This is a genomic window from Streptococcus sp. 20925_1_44, from assembly GCF_041432435.1.
GTDB lineage: Bacteria > Bacillota > Bacilli > Lactobacillales > Streptococcaceae > Streptococcus > Streptococcus infantis.
In genome coordinates this window covers 114,726-131,867 of sequence record NZ_JAPVZQ010000001.1, presented here as the reverse complement: position 1 = coordinate 131,867, position 17,142 = coordinate 114,726, and the positions used below count along the sequence as shown (strand labels likewise).

The 17,142-nt window shown below is 39.6% G+C and carries 17 protein-coding genes; 4 read left to right on the top strand and 13 right to left on the bottom strand.

From position 1 onward, the window contains the following. Positions 1–104: 104 nt before the first annotated feature. The 5 genes from O3643_RS00630 to O3643_RS00610 form a co-directional block, all read right to left on the bottom strand. The gene (locus O3643_RS00630) at positions 105–1,184 is read right to left on the bottom strand and encodes a carbamoyl phosphate synthase small subunit (protein ID WP_006151564.1); all 1,080 of its coding nucleotides are present in this window, start codon (positions 1,182–1,184) and stop codon (positions 105–107) included. Between the two features lie 49 nt (positions 1,185–1,233). Next, on the bottom strand, positions 1,234–2,157 hold the full coding sequence (locus O3643_RS00625; protein ID WP_371499107.1) for an aspartate carbamoyltransferase catalytic subunit: 924 nt from the start codon (positions 2,155–2,157) through the stop codon (positions 1,234–1,236). A 17-nt stretch (positions 2,158–2,174) separates the two neighbouring features. Then, on the bottom strand, positions 2,175–2,696 hold the full coding sequence (gene pyrR, locus O3643_RS00620; RefSeq protein ID WP_004252509.1) for a bifunctional pyr operon transcriptional regulator/uracil phosphoribosyltransferase PyrR: 522 nt from the start codon (positions 2,694–2,696) through the stop codon (positions 2,175–2,177). A 209-nt stretch (positions 2,697–2,905) separates the two neighbouring features. Continuing rightward, positions 2,906–3,535 (bottom strand): endonuclease III, encoded by a 630-nt coding sequence (gene nth / locus O3643_RS00615; RefSeq protein ID WP_254724336.1) that lies wholly within the window; start codon positions 3,533–3,535, stop codon positions 2,906–2,908. Next, complete coding sequence (locus O3643_RS00610) at positions 3,536–4,078, bottom strand: DUF177 domain-containing protein (RefSeq protein ID WP_281137966.1); 543 nt, start codon at positions 4,076–4,078, stop codon at positions 3,536–3,538. A 168-nt stretch (positions 4,079–4,246) separates the two neighbouring features. On the opposite strand from O3643_RS00610, the gene O3643_RS00605 reads away from it, so the two are divergent. Beyond that, the gene (locus O3643_RS00605) at positions 4,247–4,576 is read left to right on the top strand and encodes a helicase BlpT (RefSeq protein WP_371499104.1); all 330 of its coding nucleotides are present in this window, start codon (positions 4,247–4,249) and stop codon (positions 4,574–4,576) included. A gap of 243 nt (positions 4,577–4,819) precedes the next feature. Next, complete coding sequence (locus tag O3643_RS00600; RefSeq protein ID WP_371499102.1) at positions 4,820–6,379, top strand: ATP-binding cassette domain-containing protein; 1,560 nt, start codon at positions 4,820–4,822, stop codon at positions 6,377–6,379. A 43-nt stretch (positions 6,380–6,422) separates the two neighbouring features. On the opposite strand, the gene htpX is transcribed toward O3643_RS00600, so the two are convergent. Further along, entirely contained in the window at positions 6,423–7,322 is a 900-nt protein-coding gene (htpX, locus tag O3643_RS00595; RefSeq protein ID WP_371499100.1) for a zinc metalloprotease HtpX, read from the bottom strand. A 1-nt stretch (position 7,323) separates the two neighbouring features. Then, positions 7,324–7,884, bottom strand: a complete 561-nt coding sequence (locus O3643_RS00590; RefSeq protein WP_371499694.1) for a LemA family protein — start codon at positions 7,882–7,884, stop codon at positions 7,324–7,326. Between the two features lie 94 nt (positions 7,885–7,978). On the opposite strand from O3643_RS00590, the gene rsmG reads away from it, so the two are divergent. Both rsmG and O3643_RS00580 read left to right on the top strand, forming a co-directional pair. After that, a complete protein-coding gene (gene rsmG / locus O3643_RS00585) occupies positions 7,979–8,692 on the top strand; it encodes a 16S rRNA (guanine(527)-N(7))-methyltransferase RsmG (RefSeq protein ID WP_371499098.1) in 714 nt (237 codons plus the stop codon). 312 nt (positions 8,693–9,004) lie between these two features. Beyond that, complete coding sequence (locus O3643_RS00580) at positions 9,005–10,288, top strand: uracil-xanthine permease family protein (protein ID WP_036753427.1); 1,284 nt, start codon at positions 9,005–9,007, stop codon at positions 10,286–10,288. A 43-nt stretch (positions 10,289–10,331) separates the two neighbouring features. Here O3643_RS00580 and O3643_RS00575 read toward each other — a convergent pair whose 3' ends face one another. The 6 genes from O3643_RS00575 to O3643_RS00550 all read right to left on the bottom strand — a co-directional run bounded on the left by O3643_RS00575 (position 10,332) and on the right by O3643_RS00550 (position 16,986). Then, positions 10,332–11,090, bottom strand: coding sequence for a CPBP family intramembrane glutamic endopeptidase (locus tag O3643_RS00575; RefSeq protein ID WP_371499096.1), 759 nt, complete (start codon positions 11,088–11,090; stop codon positions 10,332–10,334). Positions 11,091–11,203: 113 nt separating this feature from the next. Beyond that, positions 11,204–12,115 carry a DMT family transporter gene (locus tag O3643_RS00570; RefSeq protein WP_371499094.1) on the bottom strand — a complete coding sequence of 304 codons (912 nt, stop codon included), beginning with the start codon at positions 12,113–12,115 and terminating at the stop codon, positions 11,204–11,206. A 9-nt stretch (positions 12,116–12,124) separates the two neighbouring features. Next, positions 12,125–13,057 (bottom strand): serine hydrolase domain-containing protein, encoded by a 933-nt coding sequence (locus tag O3643_RS00565; RefSeq protein WP_371499092.1) that lies wholly within the window; start codon positions 13,055–13,057, stop codon positions 12,125–12,127. After that, a complete protein-coding gene (locus O3643_RS00560; RefSeq protein WP_371499090.1) occupies positions 13,054–13,779 on the bottom strand; it encodes a CppA N-terminal domain-containing protein in 726 nt (241 codons plus the stop codon). The genes O3643_RS00565 and O3643_RS00560 overlap by 4 nt, the downstream gene beginning before the upstream one ends. 148 nt (positions 13,780–13,927) lie before the next feature. Next, positions 13,928–14,746: an endonuclease/exonuclease/phosphatase family protein gene (locus O3643_RS00555; protein ID WP_371499088.1), complete on the bottom strand. Its 819-nt coding sequence runs from the start codon at positions 14,744–14,746 to the stop codon at positions 13,928–13,930. A 53-nt stretch (positions 14,747–14,799) separates the two neighbouring features. Further along, complete coding sequence (locus tag O3643_RS00550; protein ID WP_371499086.1) at positions 14,800–16,986, bottom strand: PTS transporter subunit IIBC; 2,187 nt, start codon at positions 16,984–16,986, stop codon at positions 14,800–14,802. Positions 16,987–17,142 lie beyond the last annotated feature (156 nt).

The window sequence follows — 17,142 nt, the reverse complement described above, 5'->3', positions numbered from 1 at the left end:
GTAGCCCGTATTCAGTTCAGCAAATACGAACTACCCTTCTCCTTTCTATTCGGCAACTCTCTGATTGCCATTAAATAAATTCTCCGACGATTTCTTACTCGTCTTTAGTTTGCTTGTTTGAAAGCTTCCATCATCTCGATGAATTCATCAAATAGATAACTTGCATCATGTGGCCCAGGAGCTGCGTCTGGATGGAATTGTACAGAGAAACCTGGTAGATATCTGTGACGTACGCCTTCAACTGACTTGTCATTGATTTCTTCGTGGGTGATGATTAAGTGCTCTGGTAAATCTTCACGGCTAACTGCATAACCATGATTTTGACTTGTGAAGTCCACGCGCCCAGTTGCAATTTCTCGTACTGCGTGGTTAAAGCCACGGTGACCAAACTTCATTTTATAGGTCTTAGCACCATTTGCCATCGCAAAGAGCTGGTGCCCCATACAGATACCAAAGATTGGAATTTTCCCTAGAATACCACGGATCATCTCAAGAGCTTCTGGTACATCTTCTGGATTCCCAGGACCATTTGACAACATAACTCCGTCAGGGTTTAAATGCAAGATTTCCTCAGCCGTAGTTGTGTATGGAACTACAGTCACGTTACAATCACGTTTAGATAGCTCTCGTAAAATAGAGTGTTTAAGGCCGAAGTCTACTAAAACAACGCTCAAGCCAACTCCTGGAGCCGGATAAGCAGTCTTTGTAGAAACTTGTCTGATATTATCAGTCGGTAAGACAGTTGCTTGAAGTTGATCTGCAATGTGATCCATACTATCGCCAGCATGTGTTAGAGTCGCTCTCATGGTACCATGTTTACGAATAATCTTTGTAAGAGCTCGAGTGTCAATGCCTGAAATTCCAGGAATTTTCTTAGCCTTCAAGAATTCGTCCAGCGTCATTTGGTTACGCCAGTTGCTGGCTCTACGAGCCTCTTCAAAAACCACAACTCCCTTACAAGTAGGACTGATAGACTCGTAGTCGTCACGGTTAACTCCATAATTCCCTACTAGTGGATATGTGAAGGTCAAGATTTGTCCATTATAAGATTGGTCTGTGATGGATTCTTGATATCCTGTCATCCCTGTGTTAAAGACTATTTCCCCTGTTACATCAATATCTGCACCGAAGGCCTTACCTTCAAAAACTGTGCCATCTTCTAAAACTAGAAGTCTTTTTGTCATATTTTCACCTCTCGTGGACGCTCACTGGCGTCTTTTAACGTTTTGTGTCTTATTTGGCTTTTCTACTTGCCAATACGGATTCTAAGATTGCCATTCGAACAAATACTCCATTGGTCATTTGTTGGACAATGCGTGATTTTGTTGCTTCAACAAGATGATCGGCAATTTCCACATCCCTATTCACAGGAGCCGGATGCATAATGATTGCTTCTTCTTTTAAGCAATTATAGCGTTCTTGGTTCAAGCCATGTTGAGCGTGATACTCTTCTTTTGAGAAGACTGCTCCACTTTCGTGGCGTTCATGTTGAACTCGAAGCAACATCAGAACATCCACCTGGTCAACAATCTCGTCAATAGTTACAAACTGACCATAATCTGCAAATTCTTGACTTCTCCATTCCTCAGGTCCTGCAAAGTAAAGTTCAGCACCTAAACGTTTCAAAATCTGCATATTGGACTTGGCAACACGTGAATGGTCCAAGTCACCTGCAATGGCAACCTTGAGCCCTTCAAAACGGCCAAATTCTTCGTAAATTGTCATCAAATCAAGCAGACTCTGACTAGGATGTTGCCCTGAGCCATCACCACCATTGATAATCGATGTCGTAATGGTTGGGCTCGCAATCAATTCCCTGTAGTAATCAACCTCTGGGTGCCGAATAACACAGATATCTACACCAAGCGCAGACAAGGTCAAGATTGTATCATAGAGTGTTTCACCCTTGTTTACCGAGCTTGTATTCACATCAAAGTCAAGTCGTTCCAATCCCAGTTTAATCTCTGCAACTTCGAAGGATTTATGCGTTCTTGTCGAATTTTCAAAGAAAAGGTTGGAAACAATGGGATGGTCTTCGTAGGGCAACTGGGCTCCATTTTTAAACTCAATCCCTCGTTTAATCAATTTTATAACCTGATCTACAGTGAGATCTTCCATGGACACCACATGTTTGAGTGCTTGTTGATTTTCTGACATGGCTACTCCTTTAGCTTTTAAGCTTCTTCAGTAATCAAAACTCTATCTTGGCCATCAAGTTCTGTCATCTCAACGATGATTTCTTCAGAACGACTAGTTGGAATATTTTTCCCAACGTAATCTGGACGAATTGGCAATTCTCTGTGTCCACGGTCAACTAATACTGCAAGACTTACACGGGCAGGGCGACCATGTCCGACAATGTTATCGATAGCGGCACGAATTGTACGTCCTGTGTAAAGAACATCATCCACCAAGATAACTTCGCGGTCTGTCACATCCACAGAAATCAAGGATGTATCTTCACCACTTTTGACATCGTCACGGTAAGGTTTGGTATCTAATTCTACAACGGGAACAGAGATGTTTTCCAATTGTTCCAAGCGCTCTTGGATGCGGTGAGCGATAAAGACACCACGTGTTTTAATTCCCGCTAAAATGATTTTGTTCAAATCTTTGTTGCGTTCGATAATTTCATAAGTGATACGCGTAATTGCTCGCTTGACGGTTAATTCGTCTACAACTTCTTTTGTCTTCATGACAAACCTCCAAAAAGAAAAGTCTCCTTAGACAAGGAGACTTGAGAATGTATCATTAAGCGAGCCATACTGGAAACAGCATAGACTTACCCTTCTACTTTATCGAGCTCCTTGCCTGCCTCACGGGACAGGTTTAAAGGAATATTTTATTGTTCTTACTATATCACAAAGCCCAGTTCAAAGCAAGTAAAAACATTCAATGTTTGACCTTATAATGAACTAAAATCATACAATTGTGGATAGTGTTCGCATTCTGGATTTTTCGGATGACAGATAGCACGACCAAAGTAAATCATGGCCTGATGCGCCGCCAACCACTTTTCTGGTGGCAAGACATCCATGACACGTTTTTCAACTTCTAATGGTGTAGCTGATTTTTTAACAATATCATGGTGTTTGCAAATGCGCTCCACATGAGTGTCCACTGCAAAAGCTGGAATTCCAAAGCCCACACTCATGACAACATTGGCTGTCTTGCGACCAACTCCTGCTAGACTTTCTAATTCCTCTCTAGTCTGAGGAACTTGACCATCAAAATCTTCTAATAACTGTTGCGCACATTTTTTAAGAAATTTTGCTTTATTTCGATACAGACCTAAACGAGAAATATGTTTTGCAATTTCACTCTCACTTGCGTCCGCCATGGCTTGAGGCGTAGGGAAGGCTTCAAAAAGAGCTGGAGTCGCTTTGTTTACTGCCGCATCTGTCGTCTGAGCAGACAACATAACTGCAACTAAGAGTTCAAAATGATTGCGAAAATCTAGACTAGGTTTTGCATCTGGAAAAAGAGCTATGATTTCCTCAATGACATGACGGGCACGTTTCTTGGATAAAACCATCTATTCGTCTCCATCAAACAGCCCTTGTAAACCTGCAAAAGGACTATTTTCTTCTTTTTTGACTGCTTGTTGAGCTTGATATTCTTCCTCAGTCATGATTTGCCAGTCATTTCCAGAAACAAATCCCTGACCAGCTTCTTCTTCTGCTGTTAAGACCTTGATTGGAATGTTTAGCAAGATATTATCCGAAACACTTTCAGCCAGGTCGATTTCACCATTTTCGATAGGTAAAACCAAGTCATCATCAAGAACTTCTTGGTCCAGTTGATTGGTAGCACCTTCCATAAAGACTTCTGTCACCGGATAAGACTCTGCTAACTCAACAGGTTCCATACTACGACTAGAAGCAAGTACGATGGTATAAGACAGTTGGTAATCTAGGAAAAACATACGGTCTTCATACTGAACCTTCCCAACTGCGACAATATCTTTTACGTCTAAAATTTCTTGGTTACGCTCACGTAAGTCGGCTGCTAAGTCTAAGGATACTTCAAAATGCAAGCCTTCAGGCTGCTTACGAACTTCTTGAATATTTAATTTCATACTTCCTCCATAAAGATTTACTTCCTTGATTATACCATGAAAGGAGGTCAAGTAAAGCCTCTAAACTTTTAAAACATCTTTCTGTGTTTTTTGATATATTTATTATGACAAATTTATTTTTTGTGCTATACTATAGGCATCAATACATGAGCAAAGGAGGACGCTCATATGGAAGACAAAGCTCTTTTAACAGAAGCCTATCAACTCGTTTCAAAATTAAACCAAACAATACAAAGTTGTAAACAGGGATTGCCAGATGACCTACGCTTACAACAAAATATAGACGAAATTCTCAGAGCACTTAAAAAAGCTGACAAACTAGACAACGCCATCTTAATTGAACTGGAAAGTTTTTACCAACGGACTAGTCTTTTTATTGGACTTGGTAGTCTAAAACTAAATGACCAAGCCCGCACTGCTTGGCGAAACTATGACAAGTTCCACTACGCTCAAGTTAAGCACGTTTTGACACTCTATGGACCTGTTTTTGGGTTTTAAAAATAGAGGATTTTCTGGCTTAATCTTGACAAATTTTCTCAAAAAGAGTATGATGATTGCAACAATATTCGGAGGTAAGGGAGACATGAACAACTAAGTCTATCAAATAAGGAACCTTTATTTAGTAGATCTTGTTTCTGTCTCTTTTTTGTGTGCTCTTTTTCTGCTGGATTTTCAGCCCTTTTAAAAGAGTTTTTTTGACATAGACGATTAGCTCTACTAGGTAAAGTAGAGCTTTTTGTTATGCAATATGAACATTCTAGAAAGGGCAATAATATGATAAAAATCAATCATCTGACCATTACACAAAACAAAGATTTAAGAGACCTTGTTTCCGATTTAAACATTACCATCCAAGATGGAGAAAAGGTCGCTATTATAGGCGAAGAAGGAAATGGAAAATCAACCTTACTTCGAACCTTAATGGGAGAAAGATTAGCTGGTTTCACTATCAGGGGCGAAATCCAATCTGACCTTCAGTCCCTTGCCTACATTCCCCAACATCTCCCTGAAGAACTGAAGAAAAAATCTCTACAGGACTACTTCTTTTTGGATTCTGCTGATTTAGACTACAGCATTCTCTATCGCTTGTCTGATGAATTACACTTTGACAGCAGTCGTTTTACAAGTGATCAAGAAATTGGTAGTCTCTCGGGTGGTGAAGCTTTGAAAATTCAGCTCATCCATGAATTTGCCAAACCCTTTGAGATTTTATTTTTAGATGAACCTTCAAATGACCTGGATATAGAGATGGTTGATTGGCTAAAAAAACAGATTCATAAAACCAGGCAAACCGTTATTTTCATTTCTCATGATGAAGACTTTCTCTCTCAAACAGCAAACACCATTATCCACTTGCGACTGATCAAGCACCGGAAAGAAGCGGAAACGCTAGTAGAGCATTTAGACTACGATAGCTATAGTGACCAGAGAAAGGCTAATTTTGCCAGACAAAGCCAGCAAGCTGCTAACGACCAGAGAGCCTATGACAAAACCATGGAGAAGCATCGTCGCGTCAAGCAAAATGTAGAAACTGCACTTCGAGCTACCAAAGACAGTACTGCCGGTCGCCTATTAGCTAAAAAGATGAAAAATGTTCTTTCTCAAGAAAAACGTTACGAAAAAGCAGCTCAGTCCATGACCCAAAAGCCACTTGAAGAGGAACAAATCCAACTTTTCTTTTCAGATATAGAGCCATTAGCGGCTTCAAAAGTCTTAGTTCGACTAGAAAATGATACTTTATCCATTGGCCAACGAATTCTGTCTCAAGGGCTACAATTAACTGTCCGTGGTCAAGATAAAATCGGCATTATCGGTCCCAATGGCGTTGGCAAATCCACTCTTTTAGCAAAGTTACATCAACTACTAAGCGGCAAAAGAGAGATTTCGCTTGGTTTTATGCCACAAGATTACCAAGAAACTCTGCAATTGGATCTATCCCCAGTAGAATTTCTCAGCCAAACTGGACACAAAGAGGAAATACAGAAAATCCAATCTCACTTAGCCAGTCTTAATTTCAGCTATCCAGAGATGCACCACCAAATCCACTCCTTATCTGGAGGTCAACAAGGGAAACTCCTTCTTTTGAATTTAGTTCTGCGAAAACCAAACTTTCTCCTTCTGGATGAACCCACACGAAATTTTTCTCCAACTTCTCAACCAGAAATCAGAAAACTCTTTGCCAATTATTCTGGTGGTCTGGTCACTGTTTCGCATGATCGACGTTTCTTAAAAGAAGTCTGTACGAGTATCTATAGTCTGACAGAGCATGGTTTAGAAGTAGTTGATTTACAAGATCTTTAACTTTTAGAAATAAAACATCCAAAGAAAAACCTCTGGATGTTTTTTACATATGTTTCAAACGCTCAATCCGTTCTGAAATAGGTGGATGCGTGTAAAATAGTTTTTTCAAGAAACCTGGTTTTTGAGGATCATTGATATAAAGTGCACTACTAGCATCATCCACATGATGACTCATGGGTTGACTATTTTCTAATTTTTGTAAAGCATTGATCATCCCTTGCGGATTGCGTGTTAATTCCACACTTGAAGCATCCGCTAAAAATTCTCGTTGGCGAGAAATAGCTAATTGCACTAAAGTTGCTGCAAGAGGTGCCAGAACTATGGCTAAGAGAGAAATGACTAACATAATCACTTCAAGTCCTCCACTGTCACGGTCACTATTTCTTCTACTACGTGATGCTCCACCCCACCACATCATACGACCAGCCATACTCGATAAAAGGGTAATGGCACTGGCAAGAGCAACAGCAATGGTAGAGATTCGAATATCTAAGTTGCGAATATGACTAACTTCATGCCCGATTACAGCTTCTAACTCCTCACGATTCATGATTTCTAGAAGTCCTGAAGTTGCTGCTACAGCAGCATTTTGAGGATTCGAACCTGTGGCGAAAGCATTCAAACCCGAGTCATCAATTACATAAACTCGTGGCATAGGAATTTGCGCCACCATAGCCATATCCTCAACAACATGATAGAGAACAGGTTCTTCATTCCTATCAACTTCACGCGCACCATTCATACTCATGACAATCTCTGTAGATTGAAAAATCATGGTCAAGGCATAGATGAAACCGATAATCATGGCTACGGTCACGCCCCAGATACCTGAGTTCATGAAAAGATATCCAACCGCATATCCGACTATGGCTAACAAAAGAAAGAAAACAATTAATAAAACCCAAGTTTTACGTTTATTACTAGCGATTTGTTTGTACAGCATCTTAGTCACCTAAACCACTAAAATCAAATCTAGGAACAGCCTTTTCTTCTTCTGGAGTCTGAAGGAAATCCGCTGCCTTGAAGCCAAAGATAGCCGCAACTAGATTACTTGGGAAAGTTTCTAATTTAACATTGTAGTTGCTAACGACACTATTATAAAGTTGGCGAGAATATGATATTTTGTTTTCTGTGTTAGTCAGTTCTTCTTGTAAGTGAGCAAAGTTGCCACTAGCCTTCAAGTCAGGATAGTTCTCTGCAACCGCAAAGATACCAGATATCTGACGAGTCAGTGCATCACTAGCTTTCATGGCTTCTGCAGGTGTAGTTGCTGCAGCTACTTGTCTACGGAGTTCAGTCACCTTTTCAAGAGTAGAACTTTCATATTTCGCATAACCTTTAACCGTTTCAATTAAGTTTGGTAAGAGATCATTTCGACGCTTCAACTGAACATCGATCTGACTCCAAGCTTCCTTGGTCTGCATACGATTTCTCACCAATTTATTATAGCAGTCAATCACCAAGAAAATAATTAGAGCAAGAACTCCAAAAAACATCCATTGCATCATAAAGCTCCTTTCTGCTTTTAGATTAGTACAAGTATATCAAATTTCCATGTTTTTGTGGTAAAATAAGATGATATACAAGAAGGATATAACTATGAAACCAGAAACTTTTTACTCACTACTTGACCAACAGAATATTAATCTTACTGACCAGCAAAAAGCACAATTTGAGCGCTATTTCGAACTCTTAGTTGAATGGAACGAAAAAATCAACCTGACTGCCATTACTGAAAAGGAAGAGGTTTACCTTAAGCACTTTTATGATTCTATCGCTCCTATTCTACAAGGGTTGATAGAAAACCAAGAAATTAAGTTACTGGATATTGGCGCTGGTGCAGGATTCCCAAGTCTTCCTATGAAGATTCTCTACCCTCAGCTAGATGTGACCATCATTGATTCTCTGAACAAGCGCATTAACTTCCTTCAGCTTCTAGCTGAGGAGCTTGATTTAGAAGGGATTCATTTCTACCATGGACGAGCCGAAGACTTTGCCCAAGACAAGAACTTCCGTGCCCAATTCGACATTGTGACAGCTCGTGCAGTTGCTCGCATGCAAGTTCTCTCAGAGTTAACCATTCCTTACCTTAAAGTTGGTGGAAAACTTTTGGCACTTAAGGCCAGTAATGCTCCTGAGGAATTGACAGAAGCCAAAAATGCTCTCAACCTTCTCTTTAGTAAGGTTGAAGATAACATCAGCTACACACTTCCTAATGGAGATCCTCGCTACATCACCATTGTAGAAAAGAAAAAAGAAACTCCAAATAAATACCCACGTAAGGCTGGTATGCCAAATAAACGACCACTTTAGGATATTTTAAATAGATACTCACAAGATTATACCTCGCGTCTTTATTTCTCAGCTCGGGAAAAAATGATTTACAAAATCATGCCTCGCTCTCTTGTTTCTTGGCTCGGGAAAAAATGATTTACAAAATCATTTTTTTCTGCTATACTATCACAAGCAAAGGTTTTTAATGTCATCCCGTGAGGTGACGAAGACGCAGATATATATGAAATTTTTTAAATATTGGGATAACCATGTTTTAAAGATGTCTTACTCTGAGAGCCTATTGCTGTAAAATAATGGGCTCTTTTTTGATGCCCAAAAAGTGAGGTATTTATGAAACAAGAATCAACTGTTGATTTGTTACTCGACGTTGACCAACGTCCTTCTTTTGGTAAGGGAATTCTACTCAGCTTCCAGCACGTGTTTGCAATGTTTGGTGCTACCATCTTGGTGCCACTGATTTTGGGAATGCCTGTATCTGTTGCCCTGTTTGCATCAGGTGTCGGAACACTGATTTACATGGTATGTACTGGCTTTAAAGTTCCGGTCTATCTCGGTTCTTCTTTTGCCTTCATCACTGCAATGTCACTTGCTATGAAGGAAATGGGTGGCGATGTTTCTGCTGCTCAAACAGGGGTTATCTTAACTGGTTTAATCTACGTTCTTGTTTCAACTAGCATCCGCTTTGCTGGTACAAAATGGATTGATAAACTTTTACCACCAATCGTTATCGGACCTATGATTATCGTAATTGGTCTGGGTCTTGCAGGTTCAGCTGTAACAAATGCTGGTCTTGTTGCTGATGGCAACTGGAAAAATGCTCTTGTAGCTGTGGTTACCTTCCTCATCGCTGCCTTTATCAATACAAAAGGAAAAGGATTCCTTCGTATCATTCCTTTCTTGTTTGCCATTATCGGTGGATATATCTTTGCAGTCTTTCTTGGTCTAGTAGACTTCACACCTGTTCTTCAAGCTAACTGGTTCGAAATTCCAGGTTTCTACCTACCATTTAGCACAGGTGGTGCCTTCAAAGAATACAACCTTTACTTCGGTCCAGAGACAATCGCAATCTTACCAATCGCGATCGTAACAATCTCAGAACACATTGGAGACCACACGGTCTTGAGCCAAATCTGTGGCCGTCAATTCTTGAAAGAACCAGGTCTTCACCGTACCCTTCTTGGTGACGGTATCGCAACATCTGTATCTGCCTTCCTTGGTGGACCTGCTAATACTACCTACGGTGAAAATACAGGGGTGATCGGTATGACTCGTATCGCTTCTGTCTCAGTTATCCGTAACGCAGCCTTTATCGCAATTGCCCTTAGCTTCCTTGGTAAATTCACTGCTTTGATTTCCACAATCCCTAGCGCCGTACTTGGTGGAATGTCTATCCTTCTTTACGGGGTTATCGCCAGCAACGGTTTGAAAGTTTTGATCAAGGAACGTGTAGACTTTGGACAAATGCGTAACCTTATCATTGCAAGTGCAATGTTGGTACTTGGACTTGGTGGAGCAATCCTTAAACTTGGTCCAGTTACACTTTCAGGTACTGCCCTATCAGCAATGACAGGTATCCTTTTGAACTTGATCTTGCCATACGAAAATAAAGACTAAAAGCATTCATAAAAAAATCCACTCGAATGAGTGGATTTTTTGCTTAAGTTCTCCAAGTAATCAAGAGGTACAAGAGACTTGAACCAAACATATCTGCAAGAGCATGCATAAGAAAGAATGGCAGTAAATTCTTGACTACATACTTGTACAAGAAATAATAGAATAGTCCATATACAAACCCAATAACTAAGGCCCAGAGTAATCCTTGGTAGGTATGGAAAGAAATCCGTATGATTACCGAGTATACCAGAACCAGCCACTGATGCTTTTCTTTTACTGAAGTCAGTAATCCCAAGAAGAAAAATTCTTCGTAAAAACCATTTAAAAGCGCATAGCCAATAGCCATTGGCGTTAAGGCCATGAATTTTCTAATGATTTCCATTGGGTCTATAAAAGGAATCAACTGAGGATTAAAATAATTGTACTCACCACTAAGGGTTGTTACAATATCACCAAAAATACCAACAATAGCAAAGATAAGGGGAACCCAGATGAAAACAGACCAGGAAAAGCGTATAGGAAGTTGTTTAAAATCATAATTTCGAATCAAGAGATAAAGGAAAGTAATCCCTAACATCATCAATTGAAAAGTAAAATTACTAGAATAAGCTGCGCCATCACTTGCTACATTTGTTGTAGTTTCCGCAACACTAGCAACAGTTGAAGGTGATAGACTCTCCATAAATTGTTGAGTAGAACGGATGATAAACTCTCCAAACATTAAAACAGTAATGATGAAGATGTCGAACCATTTTAAGTATCTTAAAGGTTTAGCAGGATGAATACTTTGTATAAAATTCATATTTCCTCCGTTTAGCTTATTTTTGTAACTTTATTATAAACTTTCAATCTTAAAATTAATTAAATTGATACTAGGGCATAAAAAAACAACCTCTTTATAGGGTTGTTCTGTTCTTAAATGGACTTGTGTTTCTTTTCTAGCATTAAATCTTTTAAAGAAATAATAGTCACAGCCAATAAAATCATTGCCATACCAAGAAAATCTACAGGATAAAAGATATCTCCCATAATCATGAAGGCAAAAAATACCGCAGAGATTGGCTCAATAGAGGCCAAGAGACTAGATTTGACTGGTCCAACCATACTTGCCCCCTTAAGAAAGGCCGTGTAGGCAAAAACAGTCCCGATGAGAATAATTCCAGCAAATGCTAAGAAAATATCAAAAGACATAGGTAGACTAGCACCGATAATCCCTGTAAATGGCACTGCTACCAACCCAGAGATGGTCATACCGACACCAATAACCAGAATGCTCCCCCATTTTTGAATGAGTTTAATGGGTAAAATAATATAAAGAGCATAGGTTAAAGCAGAGAACAAGCCCCAAAAGAGACCTGCTGGTGTCATAGAGAGCTGATCCATTTGACCGTGAGTCGCAATTAAAAAGGTTCCACCTATTGCTAAAATCATAGAAAGGATTTCGGCTATAGTAGGTGCTACCTTATCCTTTATACATGTGTAAGCCAAGATTCCAACAGGACAGACATACTGAAGCACCGTCGCTGTACCTGCATTTGTCTCGTGAATAGCCGTTAAATAAGCCAATTGATTCAGAAAGAGACCTAATAATGAAAATAGTAAGAGAGAAAACAGACTTGATTTATCTTTTAGAAAAGCCCAAAATTGTTCCTTAGACTTTATATAGGACAAGAGAACTAAGAGCAAACCTGCAACAATTAAACGAATATTTGTTAGGACTAGAGCCGATATCCCATGAACCATTAGGTACTGACCACTGGTCCCAGACAAGCCCCAAGCAATACCAGCAATCACTGTAAAAAGAGTTCCTTTAAGAGCTTTTGACATACTTCCTCCCTAGTCTGCTTCACGAATTAGGTCCATGACCTGATTACGGTCTATGATCCACTGCGCACGCTCGTCTTTTTCGTAGGTTCTATTGGACAAGAAAATCGCAGCTTCCTGCTTCTTACGATTCCACATGATAAAGGTTCCAGTATAGCCTGTATGGTCTAGCCAATCGCCTTCAAGATTCCAGGCCAAAGAGCGTTCCTTATCACTCAAATCTGAAAAATTTTGGCTTAATCCGTCAGCAAAATCATCCTGTAAATAATGCTCAAGGAAGATTTTTAAATCCTTCACAGTTGAAAATAAGCCTGCACTTCCAGCATGTTTACCTAGTAAACGTGCCTTAGGATCATGCACCACTCCTGCTTTCTGTCCCCGAACTGTAGGAACAGCACTTCTAACTGGTCCAAACTGAGTTTCCTTCATCTTCCATGGATCCAAAACTTGCTCTTGTAGAATCTGGTCTAAGTCTTTTTCAAAGTAGTTCTCTAGGAGAAAACCGAGTAAGAGAAAGTGCACATCCGAGTATAGAAAAGCCCTCTTCTCTCGTCGATTCAAATGAAACATGGCTTCTTTTAATTCTTCTGCACTCAACTGGTCTCTATTGATAATAAACGGGTCCAAGTCCGTAGAATGTGTGAGGAGTTGACGAATGGTGATATCTAGATAATCAGAGTCAGGTAAAAATTCTGTCACTGACTTTTCTATATCTAATTCCCCTTGATGCCACAAAAAAGTTAAGACAGTTCCAACTCCGACGACTTTGCTCACACTTGCCAAATCATAGACTAAACCTTGACAAGTCTGCTCTCCAATTTCTGGATTTGCTTCTCCGAGGTAGCAATCAGACCATTCACCATCCCGATAATACGCAAAAGAGGCACCAGGATAAATCCCTGCCTCAATTTGTTGCTCTATTTTTTGAATGATTTTTTGTTTCATACTTCTTCAAACCACAATTCGATATTGTTGGCATCCTTGGTTAGGAAAAACTTCTCAGACTTAGGAATAAAGTAACCTGCAGTTTCAAAAAGTTGACGCAGACTAGCCAATTCAAGTTCTTTTACTTGGAATTTCAACATAGACAAATCCCAAGTTACATTATTTTCAACAAGCAAATCACTACCTTGGGCTTGTTTAAAAGTTATGCTAGTTTCGATTTCCTCTTTTTCAAGCAGGCTCGTCGTTTCAGCAGGCAAGTTAATTTCTGCTGAAATTTCAAACGCTGTCAAATATTGCACTTCCTCATCTTTTGTGAAAGTAACAGTTTCATCAAACTTTCTCAAATCTTTGATGTCATCTTCCGCATGGATTAGGACAAGATCCCCTTCTGGTGAAAGGATTTCAAAAGCATATCCCTTATTTCCTTTATAGAGTTGAGGAAGTTTTTCCATTCTAGCTAGCAGTGCTTCAACCTCGGATGGATTCGCTACTTTTACAATCAATCTAGCTAATTTTTTGATCCCTTCAACCTTACGGCTTCTCATACTTGGCGATTCTTCTAAAACCAATTTTTCAATGCCTGACTGGTCTCCTAGCGATAAGAAAGCCGACTCTTCAAGCAAGGGTTTCATTCCCAAGGTTTGGATATAAAACAATTCATTTAATCTTCTATTATTTATCTTTAGCGTCGGGATCATACGCACAATTTGATTTACATTCATAAATTCCTCCAACACTTTTTATTTTAAAGGATTTTATTTCATTTTACAAGTTATTCAACTGAAAACTTTGACTATATTAACCTTTTTAGCACATGAAACTCCCTTCTAAATTAGAAGGGAGCCTATTGTATTTAGTAAACTAGTTATATCAATTCTTCCAAGAAAGTTCTGCTTGAAGACCGTAGTGATCACTGACCTGCGGACTTGCTTGGCCATCAAAAACTACCTGTAACTTTTCTACCTGAAGATCTTTTGTCGTAAAGACGTAATCAATTCGAAGAGGTTCTGAATTCCCTTTCCAACCATCGATTTCTGGAGGAACAGTGTAGCTTCCACTTCTCTCTTTTGCAACTTCATAGGCATCCTGTAAGCCTAGCGGACTAGCTAGGATAGCTTGATATCCTTCCTGACCTGCAGGGTTATTAAAATCTCCTGCTAGTAATAGAGGTTTATTCAACTCTTTTAAAACTGCTTCAAATCTTGCCCATTCCTCTTGGAATCCTTTATCCCACCAAGAGAGATGCACACTCGCAACTGCAAGCTCTTTACCTTCTACTACTGTTTCTACTAGTGCAACTCGACGAGTGTGATAATCAGTTGGATCATCTACATCTGAAACCAAAATCTCACGCGCCTCAATCGGTGTTTTAGATAGAATTGAAACTCCCTCATGATAATGGTCATAGCCGATATGATTATAAGCCCATGTCCAATAATAGTCCAGTCCTTTTTCAGACAACTTTTCTACCAAAAGACGAACATAGTGGTCTTGGTGAATGGGTTCTGCTGAAGGTAACGGATTGTAAAGTGGTCCAGACTCTACTTGAGTTGATGTAATTTCTTGGTTGATTTCTTGAAAACAAATCAAATCATAACTGTTTTCAAGTATATCTTGAAACAAGAGCTGAAATTTTTCTTCAGGATTTTTTTCCATCCAACTATGAGTATTGAGTGTTAAAAACTTCATGTTTTTCTCCTATAAACAAGAGGTTGGAAAACAGCTTCCAACCCCTTAGTGTATTACAATTCTACTTTTGCAACTGCTGTTTTAGCTGCAAGAGAACCGGTTTGTTCTAGTTTAACTGACTTGATGGCATCTCCATTTGTAAAGACTACTACAGTTGTAGTTTCACGCTCAGCAGCCTGAATAGCTCCGAGGTCAGCTTTGACCAAGAGATCACCAGCAGCTACTGTTTGACCTTCTGAAACTACCACTTCAAATGGTTTTCCTTCAAGACTTACAGTATCAAGACCAATGTGAACAAGAACTTCAAGACCTGCTTCAGTTACAAGACCAAGAGCATGTTTAGTTGGGAAGACGCTTGATACAGTACCAGAAACTGGAGATACAATGTTTCCGTTTGCTGGTTCTACTGCAAATCCATCACCCATCATTTTTTGTGAAAAGACTGGATCCTTAACTTGTTCCAATTCAATGACTTGACCGTCAGCAACTGAATAAACTTCTTCAGTTACACCTTTGTAGACAACAGTATCTTTTTGAGCTGCTGCCATTTGACTTGGAAGAGTTTCAGGAATCACTTCTCCAGAATCAAGGATATCTTGGATATCTGATTTCAAAACGTCAGCTTTAGGTCCGTAGATAGCTTGGACACCTTGTCCTTTCATGACAAGTCCCATAGCTCCTTCAGATTTCCATTGTTCTTCTGTTCCAACTTTTTCTGCATCTTTTACAGTAACGCGAAGACGAGTCATACATGCGTCGACATCAACGATGTTCGCACGTCCACCAAGAAGGTTGATGATGTTAACTGCTTGAGAAGCTTCTGCAACTTTAGTTTCACCGGCAGCTGAAGATTCAGAAGAACCATCTGCATTTTCGTAGTTACCGTTACGTCCTGGAGTTGCATAGTTGAATTTCTTAATCATGAAGTTAGCGATAAAGTACATGATAAATCCAAAGAGCACTGTCACCCAGATAAAGTTAACAATATCCATACCAATACCAGCGTTGATAGCTAGGGGAGTACGAGTCAAGAATTCGATTGAACCGAATGAGTGTACACGAAGGTTCACAATATCAGCCATTGCAAAGGCAGCACCTTGAACAAGAGCGTAAACAAGGTAAAGAGGTGTTGCGATGAACATGAACATGTACTCAATTGGTTCAGTTACCCCTGTCAAGAATGTTGCAAGAGCAGTTGCGATCATCATACCTTTGTATTGGTGTTTCTTATCTGGATCAACGTTACGGTAGATAGCCACAATTACACCCATCAAGATACCAAACGAACCAATCATTTGTCCAACTTTGAAACGAGCTGGATGTACTGTATCTAACAAGTGTTGGTATTGAGCTGCGTCAGTACCTTTAAGGTTTACAAGGTCAGTTACCCATGCAAGCCAAAGTGGATCTTGACCAAATACTTGAGTACCTTTTGCTGCACCAGTCATGACATCATAAGTACCACCAAGAGCTGTATAGTTCATTGGGATAGTCAACATATGGTGAAGTCCGAATGGCAAGAGCAAACGTTCCAAAGTACCATACAAGAATGGTGCTAGAACTGGAGCTGTTTCTTGAGAGTTGGCAATCCAGATACCAAAGCTGTTAATACCTGTTTGAACAAGTGGCCAGAAAATTGAAAGAAGAATTGCAGCGATTGCTGAACGAAGGATAACAACAAACGGTACAAATCGTTTTCCGTTAAAGAAAGAAAGTGCATCAGGAAGTTTACGGAAATTGTAGTATTTGTTAAAGGCAGTTGCCCCTACAAAACCAGAAATAATCCCTACAAACACACCCATGTTAAGTGCTGGAGCTTCAAACACGCTGATAAAGTAATCAGAAACTTTGATAGAGTTACCAAAGATTGTTGAAACCATAGCATTAGGATCTTTCAACATATCACCACTAACACTAAAGATAGCACCAGTGATACGGTTAATCAAGATAAAGGCAAGTCCTGCTGCAAAGGCACCACCTGCACGTTCTTTAGCCCAGCTACCACCGATAGCAAGAGCAAACAAGATATGTAGGTTACCGATAACTCCCCAACCAATTTGCTCAAGGATTCCACCTGTAATAACAAGTGGCGCAAAGTTAGGGTCAATCATTGCAAGTGTCTTACCGATTGAAATCATCAATCCAGCCGCTGGCATAACAGCGATAACCACCATTAGAGCCTTACCGAATTTTTGCCAAAACTCGAAAGACAAAACATTTTTGAATGTAGCTTTCATCATTCAAATCTCCTTATTTTATTTTAGTGCAAACGATTTACGAAAACGTTTGCACCATCAACACCTCTATTATACCACTTTAATTTTTTTTGTAAAGAATTTATATAAGATTTTTTGATTTTAAAAATTTCTTACTTCTCTTCAATTGTTTACTAACTT

Excerpts from the sequence above, each read along its gene's own strand:
- O3643_RS00630 (WP_006151564.1), bottom strand. The coding sequence starts at position 1,184 with ATGACAAAAAGACTTCTAGTTTTAGAAGATGGCACAGTTTTTGAAGGT.
- O3643_RS00625 (WP_371499107.1), bottom strand. The coding sequence starts at position 2,157 with ATGTCAGAAAATCAACAAGCACTCAAACATGTGGTGTCCATGGAAGAT.
- pyrR (WP_004252509.1), bottom strand. The coding sequence starts at position 2,696 with ATGAAGACAAAAGAAGTTGTAGACGAATTAACCGTCAAGCGAGCAATT.
- nth (WP_254724336.1), bottom strand. The coding sequence starts at position 3,535 with ATGGTTTTATCCAAGAAACGTGCCCGTCATGTCATTGAGGAAATCATA.
- O3643_RS00610 (WP_281137966.1), bottom strand. The coding sequence starts at position 4,078 with ATGAAATTAAATATTCAAGAAGTTCGTAAGCAGCCTGAAGGCTTGCAT.
- O3643_RS00605 (WP_371499104.1), top strand. The coding sequence starts at position 4,247 with ATGGAAGACAAAGCTCTTTTAACAGAAGCCTATCAACTCGTTTCAAAA.
- O3643_RS00600 (WP_371499102.1), top strand. The coding sequence starts at position 4,820 with ATGCAATATGAACATTCTAGAAAGGGCAATAATATGATAAAAATCAAT.
- htpX (WP_371499100.1), bottom strand. The coding sequence starts at position 7,322 with ATGCTGTACAAACAAATCGCTAGTAATAAACGTAAAACTTGGGTTTTA.
- O3643_RS00590 (WP_371499694.1), bottom strand. The coding sequence starts at position 7,884 with ATGCAATGGATGTTTTTTGGAGTTCTTGCTCTAATTATTTTCTTGGTG.
- rsmG (WP_371499098.1), top strand. The coding sequence starts at position 7,979 with ATGAAACCAGAAACTTTTTACTCACTACTTGACCAACAGAATATTAAT.
- O3643_RS00580 (WP_036753427.1), top strand. The coding sequence starts at position 9,005 with ATGAAACAAGAATCAACTGTTGATTTGTTACTCGACGTTGACCAACGT.
- O3643_RS00575 (WP_371499096.1), bottom strand. The coding sequence starts at position 11,090 with ATGAATTTTATACAAAGTATTCATCCTGCTAAACCTTTAAGATACTTA.
- O3643_RS00570 (WP_371499094.1), bottom strand. The coding sequence starts at position 12,115 with ATGTCAAAAGCTCTTAAAGGAACTCTTTTTACAGTGATTGCTGGTATT.
- O3643_RS00565 (WP_371499092.1), bottom strand. The coding sequence starts at position 13,057 with ATGAAACAAAAAATCATTCAAAAAATAGAGCAACAAATTGAGGCAGGG.
- O3643_RS00560 (WP_371499090.1), bottom strand. The coding sequence starts at position 13,779 with ATGAATGTAAATCAAATTGTGCGTATGATCCCGACGCTAAAGATAAAT.
- O3643_RS00555 (WP_371499088.1), bottom strand. The coding sequence starts at position 14,746 with ATGAAGTTTTTAACACTCAATACTCATAGTTGGATGGAAAAAAATCCT.
- O3643_RS00550 (WP_371499086.1), bottom strand. The coding sequence starts at position 16,986 with ATGATGAAAGCTACATTCAAAAATGTTTTGTCTTTCGAGTTTTGGCAA.